Origin of the sequence: Geopseudomonas aromaticivorans, assembly GCF_019097855.1 — a bacterium.
Lineage (GTDB): Bacteria > Pseudomonadota > Gammaproteobacteria > Pseudomonadales > Pseudomonadaceae > Geopseudomonas > Geopseudomonas aromaticivorans.
In genome coordinates this window covers 190,940-210,981 of record NZ_JAHRGL010000071.1, presented here as the reverse complement: position 1 = coordinate 210,981, position 20,042 = coordinate 190,940, and the positions used below count along the sequence as shown (strand labels likewise).

Annotated in this window: 15 protein-coding genes; 10 read left to right on the top strand and 5 right to left on the bottom strand. The window is 66.9% G+C overall.

Annotated elements, in window-relative coordinates; all coding sequences use genetic code 11:
• The first annotated feature begins 609 nt into the window (after positions 1-609).
• The 10 genes from KRX52_RS19495 to KRX52_RS19450 all read left to right on the top strand — a co-directional run bounded on the left by KRX52_RS19495 (position 610) and on the right by KRX52_RS19450 (position 13,359).
• A complete protein-coding gene (locus tag KRX52_RS19495; RefSeq protein ID WP_217683384.1) occupies positions 610-2,007 on the top strand; it encodes a polynucleotide adenylyltransferase PcnB in 1,398 nt (465 codons plus the stop codon).
• A 5-nt stretch (positions 2,008-2,012) separates the two neighbouring features.
• Positions 2,013-2,522: a 2-amino-4-hydroxy-6-hydroxymethyldihydropteridine diphosphokinase gene (folK, locus tag KRX52_RS19490; RefSeq protein WP_217683383.1), complete on the top strand. Its 510-nt coding sequence runs from the start codon at positions 2,013-2,015 to the stop codon at positions 2,520-2,522.
• Positions 2,523-2,626: 104 nt separating this feature from the next.
• Positions 2,627-3,427 carry a 3-methyl-2-oxobutanoate hydroxymethyltransferase gene (gene panB, locus KRX52_RS19485; RefSeq protein ID WP_217683382.1) on the top strand — a complete coding sequence of 267 codons (801 nt, stop codon included), beginning with the start codon at positions 2,627-2,629 and terminating at the stop codon, positions 3,425-3,427.
• Positions 3,424-4,284 carry a pantoate--beta-alanine ligase gene (panC, locus tag KRX52_RS19480; protein WP_217683381.1) on the top strand — a complete coding sequence of 287 codons (861 nt, stop codon included), beginning with the start codon at positions 3,424-3,426 and terminating at the stop codon, positions 4,282-4,284. Before panB ends, panC begins: the two co-directional genes overlap by 4 nt.
• A gap of 13 nt (positions 4,285-4,297) precedes the next feature.
• A complete protein-coding gene (panD, locus tag KRX52_RS19475; protein ID WP_217683380.1) occupies positions 4,298-4,678 on the top strand; it encodes an aspartate 1-decarboxylase in 381 nt (126 codons plus the stop codon).
• 81 nt (positions 4,679-4,759) lie between these two features.
• Positions 4,760-6,424, top strand: coding sequence for a glucose-6-phosphate isomerase (pgi, locus tag KRX52_RS19470; protein ID WP_217683379.1), 1,665 nt, complete (start codon positions 4,760-4,762; stop codon positions 6,422-6,424).
• 110 nt (positions 6,425-6,534) lie between these two features.
• Positions 6,535-8,472: an acetate--CoA ligase gene (acs, locus tag KRX52_RS19465; protein WP_217683378.1), complete on the top strand. Its 1,938-nt coding sequence runs from the start codon at positions 6,535-6,537 to the stop codon at positions 8,470-8,472.
• A gap of 71 nt (positions 8,473-8,543) precedes the next feature.
• Positions 8,544-9,560, top strand: a complete 1,017-nt coding sequence (locus KRX52_RS19460) for a class I SAM-dependent rRNA methyltransferase (protein ID WP_217683377.1) — start codon at positions 8,544-8,546, stop codon at positions 9,558-9,560.
• Positions 9,561-9,718: 158 nt separating this feature from the next.
• Complete coding sequence (locus KRX52_RS19455) at positions 9,719-12,979, top strand: DUF748 domain-containing protein (RefSeq protein WP_217683376.1); 3,261 nt, start codon at positions 9,719-9,721, stop codon at positions 12,977-12,979.
• Positions 12,980-13,062: 83 nt separating this feature from the next.
• Positions 13,063-13,359, top strand: a complete 297-nt coding sequence (locus KRX52_RS19450; RefSeq protein ID WP_217683375.1) for a DUF2845 domain-containing protein — start codon at positions 13,063-13,065, stop codon at positions 13,357-13,359.
• Positions 13,360-13,434: 75 nt separating this feature from the next.
• Here KRX52_RS19450 and pnp read toward each other — a convergent pair whose 3' ends face one another.
• The 5 genes from pnp to infB form a co-directional block, all read right to left on the bottom strand.
• Positions 13,435-15,540, bottom strand: coding sequence for a polyribonucleotide nucleotidyltransferase (gene pnp / locus KRX52_RS19445; RefSeq protein ID WP_217683374.1), 2,106 nt, complete (start codon positions 15,538-15,540; stop codon positions 13,435-13,437).
• A gap of 215 nt (positions 15,541-15,755) precedes the next feature.
• Positions 15,756-16,025 carry a 30S ribosomal protein S15 gene (gene rpsO, locus KRX52_RS19440; protein WP_217683373.1) on the bottom strand — a complete coding sequence of 90 codons (270 nt, stop codon included), beginning with the start codon at positions 16,023-16,025 and terminating at the stop codon, positions 15,756-15,758.
• A gap of 95 nt (positions 16,026-16,120) precedes the next feature.
• Entirely contained in the window at positions 16,121-17,035 is a 915-nt protein-coding gene (truB, locus tag KRX52_RS19435) for a tRNA pseudouridine(55) synthase TruB (protein WP_217683372.1), read from the bottom strand.
• A gap of 3 nt (positions 17,036-17,038) precedes the next feature.
• Complete coding sequence (gene rbfA / locus KRX52_RS19430; RefSeq protein ID WP_217683371.1) at positions 17,039-17,437, bottom strand: 30S ribosome-binding factor RbfA; 399 nt, start codon at positions 17,435-17,437, stop codon at positions 17,039-17,041.
• 96 nt (positions 17,438-17,533) lie between these two features.
• Entirely contained in the window at positions 17,534-20,026 is a 2,493-nt protein-coding gene (gene infB / locus KRX52_RS19425; RefSeq protein WP_217683370.1) for a translation initiation factor IF-2, read from the bottom strand.
• Between the last annotated feature and the right edge of the window lie 16 nt (positions 20,027-20,042).

Here is a 20,042-nt window from a genome sequence, read left to right as displayed (position 1 = left end):
GCCGGGTTCTCCGGTAACGGGAACCCGGCTTTTTTTTGCCCGCGGCACCCAAAAAAAATCACAAGCCGTTGATTTTAAAGGGATTTAAAAAGATGGCACGGCACCTGCATTAGTATTTGCACAACAAAAACAACAACGCTGAACCAACACAATAAAAACAAGACGTAACGACTCCAGTACAACAAGAACAACAGGATGGAGGCGCAGCAAACTGATTCTTTTGGAGAGGAGCTCCCCCGACGGGAACCTCCCTCGACCGGACCGAGAACAATAAAACTGCCCCAAGGCAGCATCCTGCACCGGTTGAACCCGCAAGGGTCGCGGCACGCTCAGCGTCCAAAGTAATCCGTTTGTTCTTTAGCCCCTGCTTGGGGATATCACCGGCCTGCCAGTGCCGGACGGGTCGCCAACAAGAACAACAAGGCTCGGCAGAACAACAAGAACAAAGCACCAATCGACTTAAGGGGAGCCTCGGCTCCCCTTGTGCTTTGTGCATCAGCCTGCCTACTGGCCACCCTCTCGTTCACCATCCCACCGGCCAGTGCTAGAATTCGCCTCCATTGCGCGGGGCCGATCCTGTTCCCGCCTCATCCGGTAACCAGTCGCCCCATGCTGAAGAAGCTGTTCCAGTCCATCCGCTCCCCCCTGCGCCGCAAACGCGCCGTCCGCTCGACGCCGGAAGTCCTCGGCGGCAGCCAGCACGCGCTGCGCCGCGAGCAGATCAGCCGCAACGCCGTCGGCGTGGTCGAGCGCCTGCAGAAAGCCGGCTATCAGGCCTACCTGGTCGGTGGTTGCGTGCGCGACCTGCTGCTCGGGCACCAGCCCAAGGACTTCGACGTCGCCACCAGCGCCACGCCCGAGCAGGTGCGTGCCGAGTTCCGCAACGCGCGGGTGATCGGCCGGCGCTTCAAGCTGGTCCACGTCCATTTCGGCCGCGAGATCATCGAAGTGGCCACCTTCCGCGCCCACCACCCGCAGGGCGAGGACGACGAGGACAGCCATCTCGCCTCGCGCAACGAGAGCGGGCGCATCCTGCGCGACAACGTCTACGGCAATCAGGAAGACGACGCCCAGCGCCGCGACTTCACCATCAATGCGCTGTACTACGACCCGGCCAGCGAGCACATCCTCGACTACGCCCACGGCGTGCACGACATCCGCAACCGCCTGGTGCGCCTGATCGGCGATCCGGAACAGCGCTACCTCGAGGACCCGGTGCGCATGCTGCGGGCGGTGCGCTTCGCCGCCAAGCTGGACTTCGACATCGAGAAGCACAGCGCCGCGCCGATCCGCCGCCTGGCCCGCCTGCTCAACGACATCCCTGCAGCCCGCCTGTTCGACGAGATCCTCAAGCTGCTGCTCTCCGGGCAGGGCGAGCGCACCTTCGACCTGCTCTGCGAGTACGACCTGCTCGCCCCGCTGTTCCCGGCCAGCGCCGCCGCCCTCAAGGCCGACCCGGAGTATGCCGGGCGCCTGATGCGCAATGCCCTGGCCAACACCGACGAGCGCATCCGCCAGGGCAAGCCGGTCACCCCGGCCTTCCTGTTCGCCGCCCTGCTGTGGCCGGCCCTGCCGGCCCGCGCCGCCGCTCTGCAGGCGAGCGGCATGCCGGCGCTGCCGGCCCTGCAGGAAGCCGCCCACGAGGTGATCAGCGAGCAATGCCGGCGTACCGCGATTCCCAAGCGCTTCACCCTGCCGCTGCGGGAGATCTGGGACATGCAGGAGCGCCTGCCACGCCGCAACGGCAAGCGCGCCGACCTGCTGCTGGAGAACCCGCGCTTCCGCGCCGGCTACGACTTCCTGCTGCTGCGCGAAAGCGCCGGCGAACAGACCGACAACCTCGGCGAGTGGTGGACCCGCTACCAGGACGTCAGCGACAGCGAGCGCCGGAGCATGATCCGCGCCCTCAGTGAAGGCGAAGGCCGCGACAAGGCTGCGCCGCGCAAGCGCCGGCGCAGCCCGCGCAAGCGCCGCAGCGACGCCCCGTCCGCCCATTCGCAGGACTGATGCCCATGCCGCGCGTCTATATCGGTCTGGGCAGCAACTTGGCCGAGCCCGCCCAGCAGCTGGAGGCGGCCCTCGCTGCCCTTGGCCGCCTGCCGCGCTGCCGGCTGGTGGCGCAGTCCTCACTGTATGCCAGCGACCCGCTCGGCCCGCCCGACCAGCCGCGCTACGTCAACGCCGTGGCCGCGCTGGACTGCGAGCTGGCGCCGCTGGAACTGCTCGATGCGCTGCAGGCCATCGAACTCGAACAGGGCCGCGTGCGCAAAGCCGAGCGCTGGGGGCCGCGGACCCTCGACCTGGACATCCTGCTGTTCGGCAACCTGCAGCTGGACGAGGAGCGCCTGCGCGTGCCGCACTACCATATGCACGCGCGCGCCTTCGTGCTCTACCCGCTGGCGGAGATTGCCCCGCAGCTGGTGCTGCCGGATGGCCGCGCGTTGCAGGCACTGCTCGCCGCCTGTCCCCCGCAGGGGCTCGAGCGTCTGTCCGCGACGGCGAGCGCGGTGGTAACGACGTAACACGCCGGTAACACCGCATAATTGACTTCATCCCCCCCCATCAGGACTATAAGCAACCGTTTGCCCCGCGCCGGTACAGGTTGGCGCCAACGAGGATAACCACAATGCCTGATGTCACCCTCACCACCCTGCAGGGTTACAAGCAGCGTGGCGAGAAGATCGCCATGCTCACCTGCTACGACGCCACCTTCGCCAAGGTGGCCTGCGAAGCCGGCGTCGAGATGCTGTTGATCGGCGACTCGCTGGGCATGGTCCTGCAGGGCCACGACAGTACCCTGCCGGTCAGCGTTGCCGACATGGCCTACCACACCGCCTGCACCAAGCGCGGCAACCGGGGCGCGCTGATCGTTGCCGACATGCCGTTCATGGCCAATGCCACCCTCGCGCAGGCACTGGACAACGCCGCCACGCTGATGCGTGCCGGCGCCCACATGGTCAAGCTGGAAGGCGGCGCCTGGCTCGGCGAAACCGTGCGCCGCCTGGCCGACAACGGCATTCCGGCCTGCGTCCACCTCGGCCTCACGCCGCAGTCGGTCAACGTCTTCGGCGGCTACAAGGTCCAGGGCCGCGGCGAGGCCCAGGCCCGGCAACTGCTTGCCGATGCCGTGGCCCTCGAACAGGCCGGTGCCGCCATGCTGTTGCTGGAGTGCGTGCCCAGCACCCTGGCCGCGGAAGTCACCCGCGCCGTCGGCATTCCGGTGATCGGCATCGGTGCCGGCGCCGGCACCGACGGTCAGGTGCTGGTGCTGCACGACGCCCTCGGCCTGAGCCTGTCCGGCCGCGTACCCAAATTCGTCAAGAACTTCATGACTGGCCAGAGCAGCATCCCGGATGCCCTGGCTGCCTACGTACGGGCGGTCAAGGACGGCCAGTTCCCCGCCCCCGAACATGGTTTCTCCGCATGATCACCGTCAAGACCGTTCGCGAACTGCGCGCCGCCGTAGCCCGCGCACGTAGCGAAGGCAAGCGCATCGGCCTGGTGCCGACCATGGGCAACCTGCACAGCGGCCATGTCGCTCTGGTGGCCAAGGCCGCCCAGCGCGCCGATTTCGTGGTCGCCAGCATCTTCGTCAACCCGCTGCAGTTCGGCGCCGGCGAGGATCTCGACAACTATCCGCGCACCCTCGCCGCCGACCAGGAGAAACTCCTCGAGGCCGGCTGTCATCTGCTGTTCGCGCCGGGCGTCGAGGAAATGTATCCCGACGGCATGGCCGGGCAGACCATCGTCAGCGTGCCGGGCGTCTCCGAAGGCCTGTGCGGCGGCAGCCGCCCCGGCCACTTCGACGGCGTGTCCACGGTGGTGACCAAGCTGTTCCACATGGTCCAGCCCGATCTGGCGATCTTCGGCGAGAAGGACTTCCAGCAACTGGCGGTGATCCGCAAGCTGGTACGCGATCTCGACCTGCCGATCCAGATCATCGGCGAACCGATCGTGCGCGCCGCCGACGGCCTGGCGCTGTCCTCGCGCAACGGCTACCTCAGCGAGGCGCAGCGCGCCAGCGCCCCCGCGCTGTACCGGGTGCTGAGCGAGCTGGCCGCCACGCTGCGCAGCGGGGGCCACGACTACCCGGCCCTGCTCGCAGGGGCCAATGCCCGCCTGAGCGAGGCCGGCTTCGTGCCGGACTACCTGGAAATCCGCAACCCCCTCACCCTGCAGCCGGCCACCCCTGCCGACCGCCAGCTGGTGATCCTGGCCGCAGCCCGCCTTGGCACGACTCGGCTGATCGACAATCTGCTCGTGGATCTCGACGCCACGGCCTGAAGAGGAACCCGCCATGCATAGCATCATGCTCAAAGCCAAGCTGCACCGCGCCCAAGTAACCCACTCCGTACTGGACTACGAAGGCTCCTGTGCCATCGACGGCGAATGGCTGGATCTGGCCGGCATCCGCGAATACGAGCAGATCCAGCTGTACAACGTCGACAACGGCGAGCGCTTCACCACCTATGCGATCCGCGCCGAGGACGGATCGAAGACCATCTCGGTGAACGGCGCCGCCGCGCACAAGGCCGACGTCGGCCACCGCCTGATCATCTGCACCTACGCCCAGTACAGCGAAGCCGAACTGGCCCTGCACAAGCCGCAGATGCTGTATTTCAACCCGGGCAACCAGCTCAGCCACACCAGCCAGGCGATTCCCGTGCAGGTCGCCTGACCGCCGCGCGTCGCCCGACAAGCCCGGAACTTTCCGGGCTTGTCTTTTTCCTATAGCCATCACCAGACACCGGATCAGTCGATGGAACACTACCTCAAGCCGCTGGACGCCACCCAGCAACCGGCGTGGCAGGCCCTGCGCGCGCAGCGCGAACAGATGCAACAGTTCAACCTGCGCCAGGCCTTCGCCGCCGACCCGCAACGCTTTCGCCGCTACTCGCTGAGCCAGGGCGGCCTGTTCCTCGACTATTCGAAAAACCTGATCGACGAGCGCACTCTCGGCCTGCTGGTCGAGCTGGCCGAGCAGATGAAGCTGTCGCAGGCGATCGAGCAACTGTTCGCCGGCGCGCCGGTGAACGCTTCCGAGCGCCGCCCTGCGCTGCACACCGCCCTGCGCCGCCCTGTCGGCGAGCAGGTGCTGGTCGACGGCGTCGACGTGATGCCGCAAGTCCATCGCGTCCTCGCCCAGATGACCGAACTGGTGCAACGCATCCACAACGGCCTGTGGCGCGGCTACACCGAGAAGCCGATCACCGACGTGGTCAACATCGGCATCGGCGGCTCCTTCCTCGGCCCGCAGCTGGTTTCCGAGGCTCTGCTGCCGTTCGCCCAGCGCGGCGTGCGCTGCCACTACCTGGCCAACATCGACGGCAGCGAGTTCCACGAGGTGACCGCCAACATGCGCGCGGAAACCACGCTGTTCATCGTCTCGTCGAAGTCCTTCGCCACCCTGGAGACGCTGAAGAACGCCCAGGCCGCGCGCCGCTGGGTGCTCGACCAGGGCTGCGCCGTGGCCGACCTGCACCGCCACTTCATCGCCGTGTCCAGCAACCGCCAGGCCGCCGTCGAGTTCGGCATCGCCGCGGAAAACATCTTCCCGATGTGGGACTGGGTCGGCGGGCGCTACTCGCTGTGGTCGGCGATCGGCCTGCCGATCGCCCTGGCCATCGGCATGGGCAACTTCAAGGAGCTGCTGTCCGGCGCCTACGCCATGGACCAGCATTTCCAGAGTGCGTCCTTCGAGCAGAACATGCCGGTGCTGCTGGCCCTGCTCGGCGTCTGGTACGGCGACTTCTGGGGCGCCCACAGCCACGCGATCCTGCCCTACGACCACCACCTGCGCAATTTCAACCAGCACCTGCAGCAGCTGGACATGGAGTCCAACGGCAAGAGCGTGCGCCAGGACGGCAGCCCGGTCAGCTGCGGCACCGGGCCGGTGATCTGGGGCGGCGTCGGCTGCAACGGCCAGCATGCCTACCACCAGCTACTGCACCAGGGCACCCAGCTGATTCCCGCCGACTTCATCGTCCCGGTGACCAGCTACAACCCGCTGGCCGACCACCACCAGTGGCTGTACGCCAACTGCCTGTCGCAGAGCCAGGCGCTGATGTGCGGCAAGACCCACGCGGAAGCCGAGGCCGAGCTGCGCGACCAGGGCCTGAGCGAGGACGAGGTGCAGCGCCTGGCGCCGCACAAGGTCATCCCCGGCAACCGGCCGAGCAACACCATCGTTCTCGAGCGCGTCAGCCCGCGGCGCATGGGCGCACTGGTCGCGCTCTACGAACACAAGGTGTTCGTGCAGAGCGTGATCTGGGGCAACAACGCCTTCGACCAGTGGGGCGTCGAACTGGGCAAGGAGCTGGGCAAGAACCTCTACGGCCGCCTCACCGGCGAGGACGCGACGCCGGCCGCGGACGCCTCGACCCAGGGGCTGATCGACTTCTTCCGCGCCCGCCATCGCGGCTGATCCGCCGCCCCCTGCGGCCCGCCCCAACCGGTGGCGGGCCGTTACTTGCACCCCCCGCCCTCCGGGTCCACGCTGAAGGACATCGCGGACAGCCTCCCAGGAGCTGCGCCATGTTCGACATCCGTGTTCACCCGGTCGCCGCCGCCACCTACCAGCACGCCTTCCTGCATGCCGACGACTACCGGCGCCTGTACCGCCAGTCCATCGAGCAGCCGGAGATCTTCTGGGCCGAGCAGGCGCGCCGCTTCCTCGACTGGTTCAAGCCCTGGCGCAGCGTGCACCACGGCGACTTCGCCCAGGGTCAGGCCAGCTGGTTCAAGGGCGGCCAGCTCAACGTCGCCTACAACTGCCTCGACCGCCACCTGGCGCAGCGCGGCGAACAGACGGCGATCATCTGGGAGGGCGACGATCCGGCCCAGTCCACCCGCCTGACCTATCGCCAACTGCACGAGCAGGTCTGCCGCCTGGCCAATGCGCTCAAGCACCTGGGCGTGAACAAGGGCGACCGGGTGTGCATCTACCTGCCGATGATTCCCGAGGCGGCCTGCGCCATGCTCGCCTGCGCGCGCATCGGTGCCGTGCACTCGGTGGTGTTCGGCGGCTTCGCCCCGGATGCCCTGCGCGACCGCATCCTCGATGCCGACTGCCGCCTGGTGATCACCGCCGACGAGAGCCTGCGCGGCGGCAAGCACATCGCCCTGAAGGCCAATGTCGACCGCGCCCTGCAGGACTGTCCGAACGTCGCCAGCGTGCTGGTGATCGCCCACACCCATGCCGGCATCGACTGGTTCGCCGGCCGCGACCACTGGTACCACGAGGCGCTCGGCCAGGTCGACGCCGACTGCGCGGCCGAAGCGCTGGACGCCGAAGACCCGCTGTTCATCCTCTACACCTCCGGCTCCACCGGCAAACCCAAGGGCGTGCTGCATTCGACCGCCGGCTACCTGCTGGCCACGGCGATGACCTTCCGCTACGTGTTCGACTACCACGACGGCGAGGTGTTCTGGTGCACCGCCGACATCGGTTGGGTCACCGGCCACAGCTACGGGGTCTACGGCCCGCTGGCCAACGGCGCCACCACCCTGATGTACGAGGGCGTGCCGACCTATCCGGACGCCGCGCGCCCCTGGCAGGTGGTCGACAAGCACCAGGTGAACATCTTCTACACCGCCCCCACCGCCCTGCGCGCGCTGATGCGCGAAGGCGAGGCGCCGGTGCAGCGCACCTCGCGCGCCAGCCTGCGCCTGCTCGGTTCGGTGGGCGAGCCGATCAATCCGGAAGCCTGGGAGTGGTACTACCACGTGGTCGGCGACAGCCGCTGTCCGGTCGTCGACACCTGGTGGCAGACCGAAACCGGTGCCATCATGATCAGCCCGCTGCCGGGCGCCACCACCCTCAAGCCCGGCTCGGCAACCCGGCCGTTCTTCGGCGTGCAGCCGGTGCTGCTGGACGAACAGGGCCACGAGATCGAGGGCCCCGGCGCCGGCATGCTGGCGCTCAAGGCCAGCTGGCCGAGTCAGATCCGCAGCGTCTATGGCGATCACCAGCGCCTGCTCGACACCTACTTCAAGCCCTACCCCGGCTACTACTTCACCGGAGACGGCGCGCGCCGCGACGAGGACGGCGACTACTGGATCACCGGGCGGGTCGACGACGTCCTCAACGTCTCCGGCCACCGCCTAGGCAGCGCCGAGGTGGAAAGCGCACTGGTGCTGCACGACGCGGTGGCCGAGGCGGCAGTGGTCGGCTATCCCCACGACCTCAAGGGCCAGGGCGTGTACGCCTTCGTCACCCTGATGAACGCCGCCCAGCCCAGCGAGGCGCTGCGCCAGGAACTGGCCGACCTGGTGGCCAGCGAGATCGGCGGCTTCGCCCGCCCCGAGCTGATCCAGTGGGCCGCGGGCCTGCCGAAGACCCGCTCGGGCAAGATCATGCGGCGCATCCTGCGCAAGATCGCCTGCAACGAGCTGGACAACCTCGGCGACCTCTCGACCCTCGCCGATCCGTCGGTGGTGGACGCGCTGATCGAGCAGCGCCTGCAGCGCTGAGCGCCTGCTCGGCACGGGCGTCGATGCGACAGGACTGGTAAACTGCCGCGCCATCTTCCGAGGAGACGCGCATGTCCGCCTTGAACCAGGCGCTGTGCGCCGCCCTCGAGCGCCGCCAGGCCCTGTTCGCCGAACTGCACGCCCAGGGCACCGACTGCTACCGGCTGTTCCACGGCAGCCAGGAAGGCGCGCCGGGCCTCACAGTCGACCGCTACGGCCCGCAGCTGCTGGTGCAGAGCTTCCATCAGCCGCTCGAACGCGACGCCCTGCTGCAGCTGCTGGACCGCTGCCAGCACGCCCTGGCCACGCCGCTGCTGCCGGTGTACAACGACCGCTCGCAACCCAACTCGCGCATCGACCGCCGCGACCCGGTGTACCAGGCTGCGCCGGAGGCACTGGCCGATCTGGTCGGCCACGAATGGGGCCTCAACTACCGCGTGCGCGCCCGCCACGCCGGCCAGGACCCGCTGCTGTTCCTCGACCTGCGCAACGCCCGCGGCTGGGTCAAGCGCCACAGCGCCGGCAAGTCGGTACTCAACCTGTTCGCCTACACCTGCGGCGTCGGCCTGTGCGCCGCGGCCGGCGGCGCGCGCAGCGTCAGCAACCTCGACTTCGCCGAAGGCAACCTGGCGGTCGGTCGCGAGAATGCCGCGCTCAATCCGGACCTCGCTGCGATGCGCTTCATCGCCTCCGACTACTTCCCCGCCATCCGCCAGTTCGCCGGCCTGCCGGTGGCCCGGCGCCACGGTCAACGCCTGCCGGACTACCCACGGCTGGGCGCCGAGCAGTTCGATCTGGTGTTCCTCGACCCGCCGGCCTGGGCGCGCAGCGCCTTCGGCACCGTCGACCTGCTGCGCGACTACCAGAGCCTGCTCAAGCCGGCCCTGCTGGCCACCGCCGAAGGCGGCACGCTGATCTGCTGCAACAACCTGGCCCGGGTCGAACTGGACGACTGGCGCGACCAGGTGCTGCGCTGCGCCAGCAAGAGCGGGCGTCCGGTGCGCGAGGTCGAGGTGCTGACCCCGGCAGCTGACTTCCCGTCCCACGACGGCCGGCATCCGCTGAAGACCCTGATCCTGCACCTCTGATCCCGGTGCGGGCGGGATATCCCCGCCCCCGGCCGGCACGCCATCGCACCGTCACCCTCACCCTCACCCTTATCGAACGGGCGGAGCCCGCCACATTCGGAACCGACAGGGCATGCCATACTCCAAGGCACTTCATGCACTGACCGAAGCGCCCAGCCATGTCCAAAGGATTGAAACGCGGCCTTGCCGCCGTGGTAGTCGTTCCGCTGCTGTATGCCCTGCTCGGCTTTTTCCTGCTGCCGTGGGCAGGCCTCAAACTGGCCAACCAGAAGCTGGCCGAATACGCCACCGTGCCGGCCAGCCTCGAGCGCATCGAATTCAATCCGTTCAGCCTCGAACTGACCCTGCACCAGCTGCACCTCGGCGAACCCGGCGCCGAACAGCTGGCCTTTGCCCGTCTGTACGCCAACCTGCAGGTCGACAGCCTCTGGCAGGGAGCGCTGCACCTGCTGGAGCTGCAGCTGGAGCAACCGCATGTCGAGCTGCTGTTCGCCGCGGACCGGCCGTTCAACCTGCTGCAGCTGTTCAGACTGCCACCGGCAGCGAGCGCAGCCGAACCCCAGCCCGCCGGCGAACTGTTTCCGCTGCATGTCGACCGCCTGCAGCTGAGCGGCGGCAGCCTGCACCTCAATGACCAGCGGCCGCAGCCGAGCGTCGAGATACGCTACGAGGACCTCGCCATCGAGCTGCTCGACTTCGGCACCCGCGCCGAGGACCAGGGCCAGCTCCGCCTCACCGCCAGCGGCTCGAGTGGCGCCAGCCTGTCGCTGCAGGCGCTGCTGAGCCTGCAGCCGCTGCGCGCCGAAGGCCACCTGAACATCACCGACATCGCACTGAAGAGCTGGTGGCCCTATGTGCGCCGGCTGCTGCCGCTGGAGCTAGAACAGGGCGTGGCCAGTCTGGCCAGCGACTACCACCTGGAGTTGCAGGAAGGCCTGCAGCTGCAGCTGGACAACAGCCGGCTGCAACTGGACAGCCTGCAAGTGCGCGAGGCGGATGGCCGACCGCTGCTCGACCTGCAACGCCTGGAGGCCGCCGCCGAGCGCCTGGAGTTCCACCCCGGCCCGCAGCTGCAGCTGAGCAACGGCGCGCTGCGCCTGGCCACGCTCACCCTGCACGGTCTCGCCGAGCAGCCGCCACTGCGACTGGACAGCCTGGAGGTGACCGGGACCGCCCTCAACCTCACCGAGCGCAAGGTGGTCATCGGCCAGCTGCACAGCCAGGGGCTGGAGGCCCGCGCGGCGCGCGAGGCTGACGGCCGCCTCGACTGGCAGGCCCTGCTTGACCGCCAGCTCGCGGCCCTGGAGCAGCATCGCGCCGCCCGCGCCCAAGCGGCCGGCCAGGCGCCGGCCGCGGCCGAAGCCCCCCAGGCCAGCCAGCCCGCCGACGCTGCGCCGGCACTCTCCGCGCCCCCAGCGCCGGAAACCGCAGATGCAGCAGCAGCGGAGCCAAACACCGCGGCCGACACCCGGAGCACGAAGCAGACCACCGCCAGCGCCCCAGCGCCGCAGGCCAACAGCCAGGGGACTGGCGCAGCGCCAACCAGCGGCGTGGCTGAATCAGCGTCGCAGACGGCAGCCTCCGGCGACACGCGAGCATGGCAGGTACTGCTGCAGGACGCCCAGCTGCGCGGTTGGCGCGCCCGTCTCGAGGATCGCGTGCCGCAGCCGGCGGTAGCGCTGGACGTCGGCCCACTGGATCTCGACGTGCAGGGCTTCACCAGCAGCGGCGAGCAACCCTTCAGCCTCAAGCTGGCCAGCGGCATCGGGCCCCGCGGCCAGCTCGAGGCCGACGGCCAGCTGCGCCTTAAACCACTGAGCAGCCAGCTCAAGGTGCGCACGCGCGACCTCGACCTGCGCCTGGCCCAGGCCTATCTCAGCCCGTTCATCCACCTGGAGCTGCGCAGCGGCCTGCTCGCCAGCGATATCGCCGTCGACCTGCAGGGCAGCGCGCCGCTGGCGCTCAGGGTCAGTGGCCGCGCCGAAGTCAGCCAGCTGCACACCCTCGACACCCTCAAGGGTCGCGACTTCGTCAAGTGGCAACTGCTCAACGTCGACGGTCTCGACTACCGCCACGGCGAACAGCTGCGCATCGACCGGCTGCGCCTGCAACAGCCCTACGCGCGCTTCATCATCAATGAAGACCTCAGCACCAACGTCAAGGATCTGCTGATTGCCCAGCCGCCCAAGCCCACCTCCGCGCCGCCGAGCAAATCACTGCACGTGGTGGTCGGCGGCGTGGACATCGCGGACGGCTCGGCCAACTTCGCCGATCTCTCGCTGACCCCCAACTTCGCCACCGCCATCCAGCAGCTCAATGGCCGTATCGGCACCCTCGACAACCAGTCCAGCAAGCCGGCCACGGTGGACATCCGCGGCAAGGTCGACCGCTACGCCCCAGTGACCATCCAGGGGCGCCTGACCCCCTTCTCGCCGTTGGAGCAGCTGGACATCACCACCCGCTTCAAACGGGTCGAGCTGACCACCCTGACCCCCTACGCCGGCAAGTTCGCCGGCTACAAGATCCGCAAGGGTCGCCTCAACCTCGACCTGCACTACCGCATCGAGAAGGGCCGGCTGAACGCCGAAAACAAGCTGCTGCTGGAGGACCTGCAACTCGGCGAGCGGGTCGACAGTCCCAGCGCCACCGACCTGCCGGTGCGCCTGGCGGTGGCCCTGCTCAAGGATACCCACGGCAATATCGACATCGCCCTGCCGGTCCAGGGCGACCTCAACAACCCCGAGTTCAGCGTGGTGCCGATCGTCTGGCAAACCCTGCGCAACCTGGTGCTGCGCGCGGTGCAGGCGCCGTTCAAGCTGATTGCCGGGCTGATCGACGGCGGCGAGGAGCCGCTGGACAGCGTGCCCTTCGCCGCCGGCTCCAGCGAGCTGGACAAGCCGGCCCGCGCCACCCTGGACAAGCTGGCCAAGGCCCTGCAACAGCGCCCGACGCTGCGCCTGGAAGTCGAAGGCATGAGCCAGCAGGCCGCCGACGGCCCGCTGCTGGCCGAACAGCGCCTGCAGCGCGAATACCAGGACATCTGGTACCGCATGCTGCAGCGCCGCGGCGACAAGGTGCCGGCCGAGGCCAGCCAGCTCAAGGTTCCGGAGGACATGCAGGGGAGCCTGCTCGAAGGCATCTACCGCGCCCGCCTCAAGCAACAGCCGCCGGCCGAATGGCGCGAGCTGAAGAAGCCGGAGCGCGCCGCGCGCCTACGCCAGTCGGTGCTCGACTCCTGGGCGCAGAGTTCGCTGCTGCTGCGCCAGCTGGCCCAGGACCGCGCGCGGACGATCAAGGCTTATCTGGTCGAGCAGGGGCAGCTGGCCGACGAGCGCATCTACCTGCTGGAGGTCGGCAGCGCCGAGACCGTCGGGGACAACCAACGCATCGCCGTGCCGCTGCATCTGGATAGCGAGTAGATGGCCGTCGCACACGGTCCAACCCACATAGCCGGTGGTGCCCGCGCAGAGTGCCGCCCCCATCCGCCCCCGAGGACACTGCGGTGAAAAGATTTCTCTTCCTGGCCCTGCTCCTCGCCAGCCTGCCGCTCAGCGCCGCCACCCTGCGCTGCGACCGCGACCTGGTCAGCAGCGGCGACCATACCAGCGAAGTACTCGACAAGTGCGGCCAGCCGAACAGCCGCGAGACCATCGGCTACCGCCAGCGGGGCGACGACTGGGGCAACTACGAGGAGGTGCGCGTCGAGGAGTGGGTCTACGGCCCCCGCAACGGCATGTACTACTTCCTGCGCTTCGAAGGCAATCGCCTGATCAAAATCGACAGCGACCGCAGGCGTTAGCCCGCCGCCAACCCGCCGAATCGCGGACAACAAAAAAGGCCCCGGAGGGCCTTTTTCGTCACGCGATCACGTCGATCAGACGCCGGAGGCTTCGGCAGCCGCCACGTCCTTGATCGACAGCTTGATGCGGCCGCGGTTGTCCACGTCCAGCACCAGCACCTTGACCTCTTCGCCTTCCTTGAGCACGTCGGTGACCTTCTCGATGCGCTTGTCGCTGATCTGCGAGATGTGCACCAGACCGTCCTTGCCCGGCAGGATGTTGACGAAGGCACCGAAGTCGACGATGCGCTCGACCTTGCCGACGTAGATCTTGCCGATCTCGGCTTCGGCGGTGATGCCCAGCACGCGCTGACGGGCAGCCTCGGCGGCTTCCTTGGTCTCGCCGTAGATCTTCACGCTGCCGTCGTCTTCGATGTCGATCGAGGCCTTGGTCTCTTCGCAGATGCCACGGATGGTGGCGCCACCCTTGCCGATCACGTCACGGATCTTGTCCGAGTCGATCTTCATCTGGATCATGGTCGGCGCGTTTTCCGACAGCTCGGCACGCGGCTTGGCGATCACCTGGTTCATCTGGCCGAGGATGTTCAGACGCGCTTCCAGAGCCTGGTTCAGCGCGATCTCCATGATCTCTTCGGTGATGCCCTGGATCTTGATGTCCATCTGCAGGGCGGTGACGCCCTTGTCGGTACCGGCCACCTTGAAGTCCATGTCGCCGAGGTGGTCTTCGTCACCGAGGATGTCGGTCAGTACGGCGAACTTGTCGCCTTCCTTGACCAGACCCATGGCGATACCGGCCACCGGCGCCTTGATCGGCACACCGGCGTCCATCAGCGCCAGGGAGGCGCCGCATACGGAAGCCATCGAGCTGGAGCCGTTGGACTCGGTGATTTCCGACACCACGCGGATGGTGTAGGGGAAATCGGCCTGGGTCGGCAGCATGGCGGCGACGCCACGACGGGCCAGACGGCCGTGACCGATTTCGCGGCGGCCCGGGCTGCCCATGCGGCCGCACTCGCCCACCGAGAACGGCGGGAAGTTGTAGTGCAGCATGAAGGCGTCCTTGCGCTCGCCTTCCAGGGTGTCCAGCAGCTGGGCGTCACGGGCGGTGCCGAGGGTGGCGACCACCAGGGCCTGGGTTTCGCCGCGGGTGAACAGCGCCGAACCGTGGGTCTTGCCCAGTACGCCGACTTCGATGGCCAGCGGGCGCACAGTGCGGGTGTCGCGACCGTCGATACGCGGTTTGCCGTTGACGATGTTCTCGCGCACGATGCGGTATTCGAGCAGGCCGAAGACTTCCTTGACCGCGCCGGCCGGGAACTGGCCTTCGCCTTCACCGGCGAACTTGGCGATCACCTGCTCGCGCAGGGCGTCGAGGGTGGCGTAGCGCTGCTGCTTGATGGTGATGGTGTAGGCGTTGGAGATCGCCTCGCCGAACTCGGCCTTGACCGCTTCGATCAGCACGGTGTTGGCTTGCGGAGCCTGCCAGTCCCAACGCGGCTTGCCGGCTTCGGCAGCGAATTCCTTGATCGCGCGGATGGCGCTCTGGAATTCCTCGTGGGCGAACAGCACGGCGCCCAGCATCTGGTCTTCGGTCAGCTCTTCGGCTTGCGACTCGACCATCAGCACGGCGTCTTCGGTACCGGCCACCACCATGTCCAGACGCGAGCTCTGCAGCTGCTCGTAGGTCGGGTTGAGGATGTAGCCCAGCTCGTCGTGGTAACCGACGCGAGCGGCACCGATCGGGCCATCGAACGGGATGCCGGAAACGGCCAGGGCGGCGGAGGTGCCGATCATCGCGGCGATGTCCGGATCGGACTTCTTGTTGGTCGACACGACGGTGCAGACGACCTGCACTTCGTTCATGAAGCCTTCGGGGAACAGCGGGCGGATCGGGCGGTCGATCAGGCGCGAGGTCAGGGTTTCCTTCTCGCTCGGACGGCCTTCACGCTTGAAGAAGCCACCCGGGATGCGGCCGGCAGCGTAGGTCTTTTCCTGGTAGTGCACGGACAGCGGGAAGAAGCCCTTGCCCGGATCGGCCTGCTTGGCGCCGACCACGGTGACCAGCACGCTGACGTCGTCGGTGCTGACCAGCACGGCGCCGCTGGCCTGACGGGCGATGCGGCCCGTTTCGAGGGTGAAGGTCGTCTGACCGAACTGGAATTTTTTGATAACCGGATTCACGGTATTTTCCTTCTCTGTGTTGCCTTTGGGGAAATCGGGAGGAATGGCGGGGAGACCCGGCGCATTCTGCAGGTCATGTACCAAAGAGCCCGGTGGCCGGCGATCTTTCGTACATGACCTCGAAAAGCCAAAAGCTGGAGGCCCGGAGCTGGAAGCGGGGAAAACCCTCTTTCAACTCCAAGCATCCAGCTTCCGGCTTCCAGCTCAACTACGTCTTAGCGACGCAGGCCCAGACGTGCAACCAGGGTGCTGTAACGAGTTGCGTCCTTGCCCTTCAGGTAGTCCAGCAGCTTGCGGCGCTGGTTGACCATACGGATCAGACCACGACGGGAGTGGTGGTCCTTGGCGTTGGCCTTGAAGTGACCCTGCAGCTTGTTGATGTTGGCGGTCAGCAGGGCAACCTGCACTTCCGGAGAACCGGTATCGCCTACGGCTTGCTGGTAGTCGGCAACGATCTGGGCTTTATCTTGAACGCTCAGTGCCATGGTGGGCTTTCCTCTGAGGTAACAGGCCGGGGAATGTCCCCGTTTTCATGATGGAGGAGTGACCGTGCCTGCTGACAGCCATCCTCGTCCGGTCCTCAGGACCGAATCAGTCGACGCGGCGCAATGCGCCCGTCGTCGGTCACTTCACCGATACCGATGAAGCGACCTTCGTGATCACGTACCCGCAGCATGCCGAACTTCGGCGCCTCCGGGGCACGCACCGGCTGCCCGTGCAGCCAGTAATACGCGCTGTGTTCCGACAGCTGCACCGCCGGCCAGTGCTCCAGACCGCAGTCCACCGGCAGCAGGAAACGGTCGAGGGCCTCGGCCCCGCCTTCTTCGTGCGCCTGCAGCAGCGTGTCCAGGCTGATGGCCTGCTCCAGGCCGAACGGCCCGGCCTGGGTGCGGCGCAGTTCAGCAACGTGCGCTCCGCAGCCCAGCGCCTGGCCGAGATCCTCGACCAGGGTGCGAATATAGGTGCCCTTGCTGCAGGTTACCGAAAGATCGGCAAACGGCGGCTCGAAACGTGTCAACTCAAGTCGTTCAATAGTAACAGAACGCGCCTCGCGCTCCACTACCTCGCCAGCACGCGCCAGCTTGTACAGCGGCTGGCCGTCGCGCTTGAGCGCCGAGTACATCGGCGGTACCTGCTGGATCGGGCCACGAAAGCGCGGCAACAGCGCCTCCAGCTGTTCCCGACCGACGGTCACCTCACGCTTCTCGAGCACCTCGCCCTCGGCATCGCCGGTGGTGGTGGTGACGCCCAGGTGCATGACCGTGGCATAACCCTTCTCGGCATCCAGCAGGTACTGGGAGAACTTGGTCGCCTCGCCGAAGCACAGCGGCAGCACGCCGGTCGCCAGCGGATCAAGGCTGCCGGTATGCCCGGCCTTCTCGGCATTGAGCAGCCAGCGCACCTTCTGCAGCGCGGCGTTGGAACTGAAGCCGTGCGGCTTGTCGAGGATCAGGATGCCGCTGACCGCGCGGCGGATTCGTTTCACCTGGGCCACGCCTTACTCCTTGCCAGCGTCCGGATCGCCCTGATGCTGGCGATCTTCGGCGACTGCACGCTCGATCAGCACCGACAGCTGGGCGCCGCGACGCACGCTCTCATCGTAGAGGAAATGCAGCTGCGGAATGGTGCGCAACTTGATCGCGCGACCGAGCAGCATGCGCAGGTAGCCGGCGGCGTCCTTGAGCACGGCCTGGCTTTCGGCGATCTTCTGGTCGTCGTCATCCTGCCCCATGACGGTGAAAAACACCTTGGCGTGGGACAGGTCACGGCTGACTTCGGTGCCGGTCAGGGTCACCAGACCCAGGCGCGGATCCTTGATCTCGCGCTGGATCAGCTGCGCCAGCTCGCGCTGCATCTGGTCACCGATACGCTGGGTACGGCTGTATTCTTTGGCCATGACATTTATCCGTGAAAAAAAGCCTGAAGCTGAAAAGCGCAAGCCGGAAGTCTCCTAAAGGAGCCTCCGGCTTGTGTTTGTAGCACCCGCTGACGCTTAGAGGCTACGCGCTACCTCGACCTTCTCGAAGACTTCGATCTTGTCGCCGACGCGCACGTCGTTGTAGCTCTTCACAGCGATGCCGCATTCCATGCCGGCGCGAACTTCGGAGACGTCGTCCTTGAAGCGGCGCAGGGATTCCAGCTCGCCCTCGAAGACCACCACGTCGTCGCGCAGTACGCGGATCGGGCGGTTGCGATGGACGTTGCCTTCCAGGACCATGCAGCCGGCAACCGCGCCGAACTTCGGCGAACGGAAGACGTCACGCACTTCGGCGATGCCGAGGATGTTCTCGCGCACGTCGCTGCCGAGCATACCGGTGAGCGCCTTCTTGACGTCCTCGATGATGTCGTAGATGACGTTGTAGTAGCGCAGATCCAGACCTTCCTGCTCGACGATCTTGCGCGCACCGGCGTCGGCACGCACGTTGAAGCCGAAGATCACCGCATTGGAGGCCAGCGCCAGGTTGGCGTCGCTTTCGGTGATGCCACCGACACCGCCGCCGACCACGCGTACCTGCACTTCCTCGTTGCCCAGACCGGCCAGCGAGCCCTGCAGCGCCTCAAGCGAGCCGCGCACGTCGGACTTGAGGACGATGTTGAGGGTCTTCTTCTCTTCCTGACCCATGGTCTCGAAGATGTTTTCCAGCTTGCCGGCATGCGCACGGGCCAGCTTGACCTCGCGGAACTTGCCTTGACGGAACAGGGCTACTTCGCGGGCCTTCTTCTCGTCGGCGAGCACGGTCAGGTCATCACCGGCATCCGGAGTGCCGTCCAGGCCGAGGATCTCGACCGGAATCGACGGACCGGCTTCCTTGATCGGCTTGCCGTTCTCGTCGAGCATGGCACGCACGCGGCCATAGTTGACGCCAACCAGCACCATGTCACCCTGACGCAGGGTACCATCCTGGACCAGCACGGTAGCCACCGGACCGCGGCCCTTGTCCAGACGCGACTCGACCACCACGCCACGGCCCGGAGCCGACGGAGTAGCTTTCAGCTCGAGCACTTCCGCCTGCAGCAGCACGGCTTCCAGCAGCTCGTCGATACCGGTACCGACCTTGGCCGAAACCGGGATGAACTGGGTGGTACCACCCCACTCTTCCGGAATCACTTCGCGCGCAGCCAGATCGTGCTTGATGCGGTCGAGGTCGGCGGCCGGCTTGTCGATCTTGTTGATCGCCACGACGATCGGCACACCCGCCGCCTTGGCGTGCTGGATGGCTTCCTCGGTCTGCGGCATCACGCCGTCGTCGGCTGCCACCACCAAGATGACGATGTCGGTGGCCTTGGCGCCACGGGCACGCATCGCGGTGAACGCGGCGTGGCCGGGGGTATCGAGGAAGGTGACCATGCCGCGGTCAGTTTCCACGTGGTAGGCACCGATGTGCTGGGTGATGCCACCCGCCTCGCCGGTTGCCACCTTGGTGCGGCGGATATAGTCGAGCAGCGAGGTCTTGCCATGGTCGACGTGACCCATGACGGTAACCACCGGTGCGCGCGACTCGGCCTCACCTTCGAACTTGAGCGACTCGGCCAGCTGTTCTTCCAGCGCGTTCTCGCTGACCAGCGTGACCTTGTGGCCCAGCTCTTCGGCCACCAGCTGCGCGGTTTCCTGGTCGAGCACCTGGTTGATGGTCACCGGAGTGCCCATCTTGAACATGAACTTGACCACCTCGGCGCCCTTCACGGACATCTGCGCGGCCAGTTCGGCCACGGTGATGGTCTCGCCAATGCTCACTTCGCGCACGACCGGCCCAACCGGGCTCTGGAAGCCGTGCTGGTTGCGCTTCTTCAGCTTGCTCTTGCCACCGCGGCCGCCACGACGGAAACGATCGCTCTCTTCCTCGGTGCTGCGCGGGGCAACACGCGGAGCCGGAGCCTTTTCCTTGAGCGACGGACGTGGCTGAGCCTGCTTGCGCTCGCGACGCTCCTCCTCTTCGTTGCGCTTGGGCGCTACGCGGCGGGCATCTTCCTTGGCGCGATCGGCAACGGACGGCTTGGCCGCCTCGACCGGCGCGGCGGCTGCGGCAGCGGCCGCGGCTTGGCGGGCTTCCACGGCACGCACGCGCGCTTCTTCGGCGTCGTCAACGCGGCGCGGCTCGGTGCGCACTTCGACCTTCGGACGCGCGGGCGCCTCGGCGGCACGCTTCTCGACCGCGGGCCGCTCTTCGCGCTTCGGCTCGACCGCCACTTCGGCGGCCTCCGGAGTGACGAAGGTCTTCTTCTTGCGCACTTCGACGCTGATGGTCTTGCTGCCAGCCACCCGCAGGGTGCTGGTGGTCTTGCGCTTCAGGGTGATCTTGCTGGGCTCTGCCAGCTTTTCACCGTGACTGCTCTTCAGGTGCGCCAATAGTTTCTGCTTCTCTTCGTCGGTCACTACTTGCTCGGCGTGGCTGTGCGGCAGACCTGCCTCACGCATTTGCTGCAGCAGGCGCTCTACCGGTGTAGCGACCACTAGGGCCAGTTCTTTCACCGTGACTTGCGTCATGCACTTCTCTCCTCAG

Excerpts from the sequence above, each read along its gene's own strand:
- KRX52_RS19495 (WP_217683384.1), top strand. The coding sequence starts at position 610 with ATGCTGAAGAAGCTGTTCCAGTCCATCCGCTCCCCCCTGCGCCGCAAA.
- folK (WP_217683383.1), top strand. The coding sequence starts at position 2,013 with ATGCCGCGCGTCTATATCGGTCTGGGCAGCAACTTGGCCGAGCCCGCC.
- panB (WP_217683382.1), top strand. The coding sequence starts at position 2,627 with ATGCCTGATGTCACCCTCACCACCCTGCAGGGTTACAAGCAGCGTGGC.
- panC (WP_217683381.1), top strand. The coding sequence starts at position 3,424 with ATGATCACCGTCAAGACCGTTCGCGAACTGCGCGCCGCCGTAGCCCGC.
- panD (WP_217683380.1), top strand. The coding sequence starts at position 4,298 with ATGCATAGCATCATGCTCAAAGCCAAGCTGCACCGCGCCCAAGTAACC.
- pgi (WP_217683379.1), top strand. The coding sequence starts at position 4,760 with ATGGAACACTACCTCAAGCCGCTGGACGCCACCCAGCAACCGGCGTGG.
- acs (WP_217683378.1), top strand. The coding sequence starts at position 6,535 with ATGTTCGACATCCGTGTTCACCCGGTCGCCGCCGCCACCTACCAGCAC.
- KRX52_RS19460 (WP_217683377.1), top strand. The coding sequence starts at position 8,544 with ATGTCCGCCTTGAACCAGGCGCTGTGCGCCGCCCTCGAGCGCCGCCAG.
- KRX52_RS19455 (WP_217683376.1), top strand. The coding sequence starts at position 9,719 with ATGTCCAAAGGATTGAAACGCGGCCTTGCCGCCGTGGTAGTCGTTCCG.
- rpsO (WP_217683373.1), bottom strand. The coding sequence starts at position 16,025 with ATGGCACTGAGCGTTCAAGATAAAGCCCAGATCGTTGCCGACTACCAG.
- rbfA (WP_217683371.1), bottom strand. The coding sequence starts at position 17,437 with ATGGCCAAAGAATACAGCCGTACCCAGCGTATCGGTGACCAGATGCAG.
- infB (WP_217683370.1), bottom strand. The coding sequence starts at position 20,026 with ATGACGCAAGTCACGGTGAAAGAACTGGCCCTAGTGGTCGCTACACCG.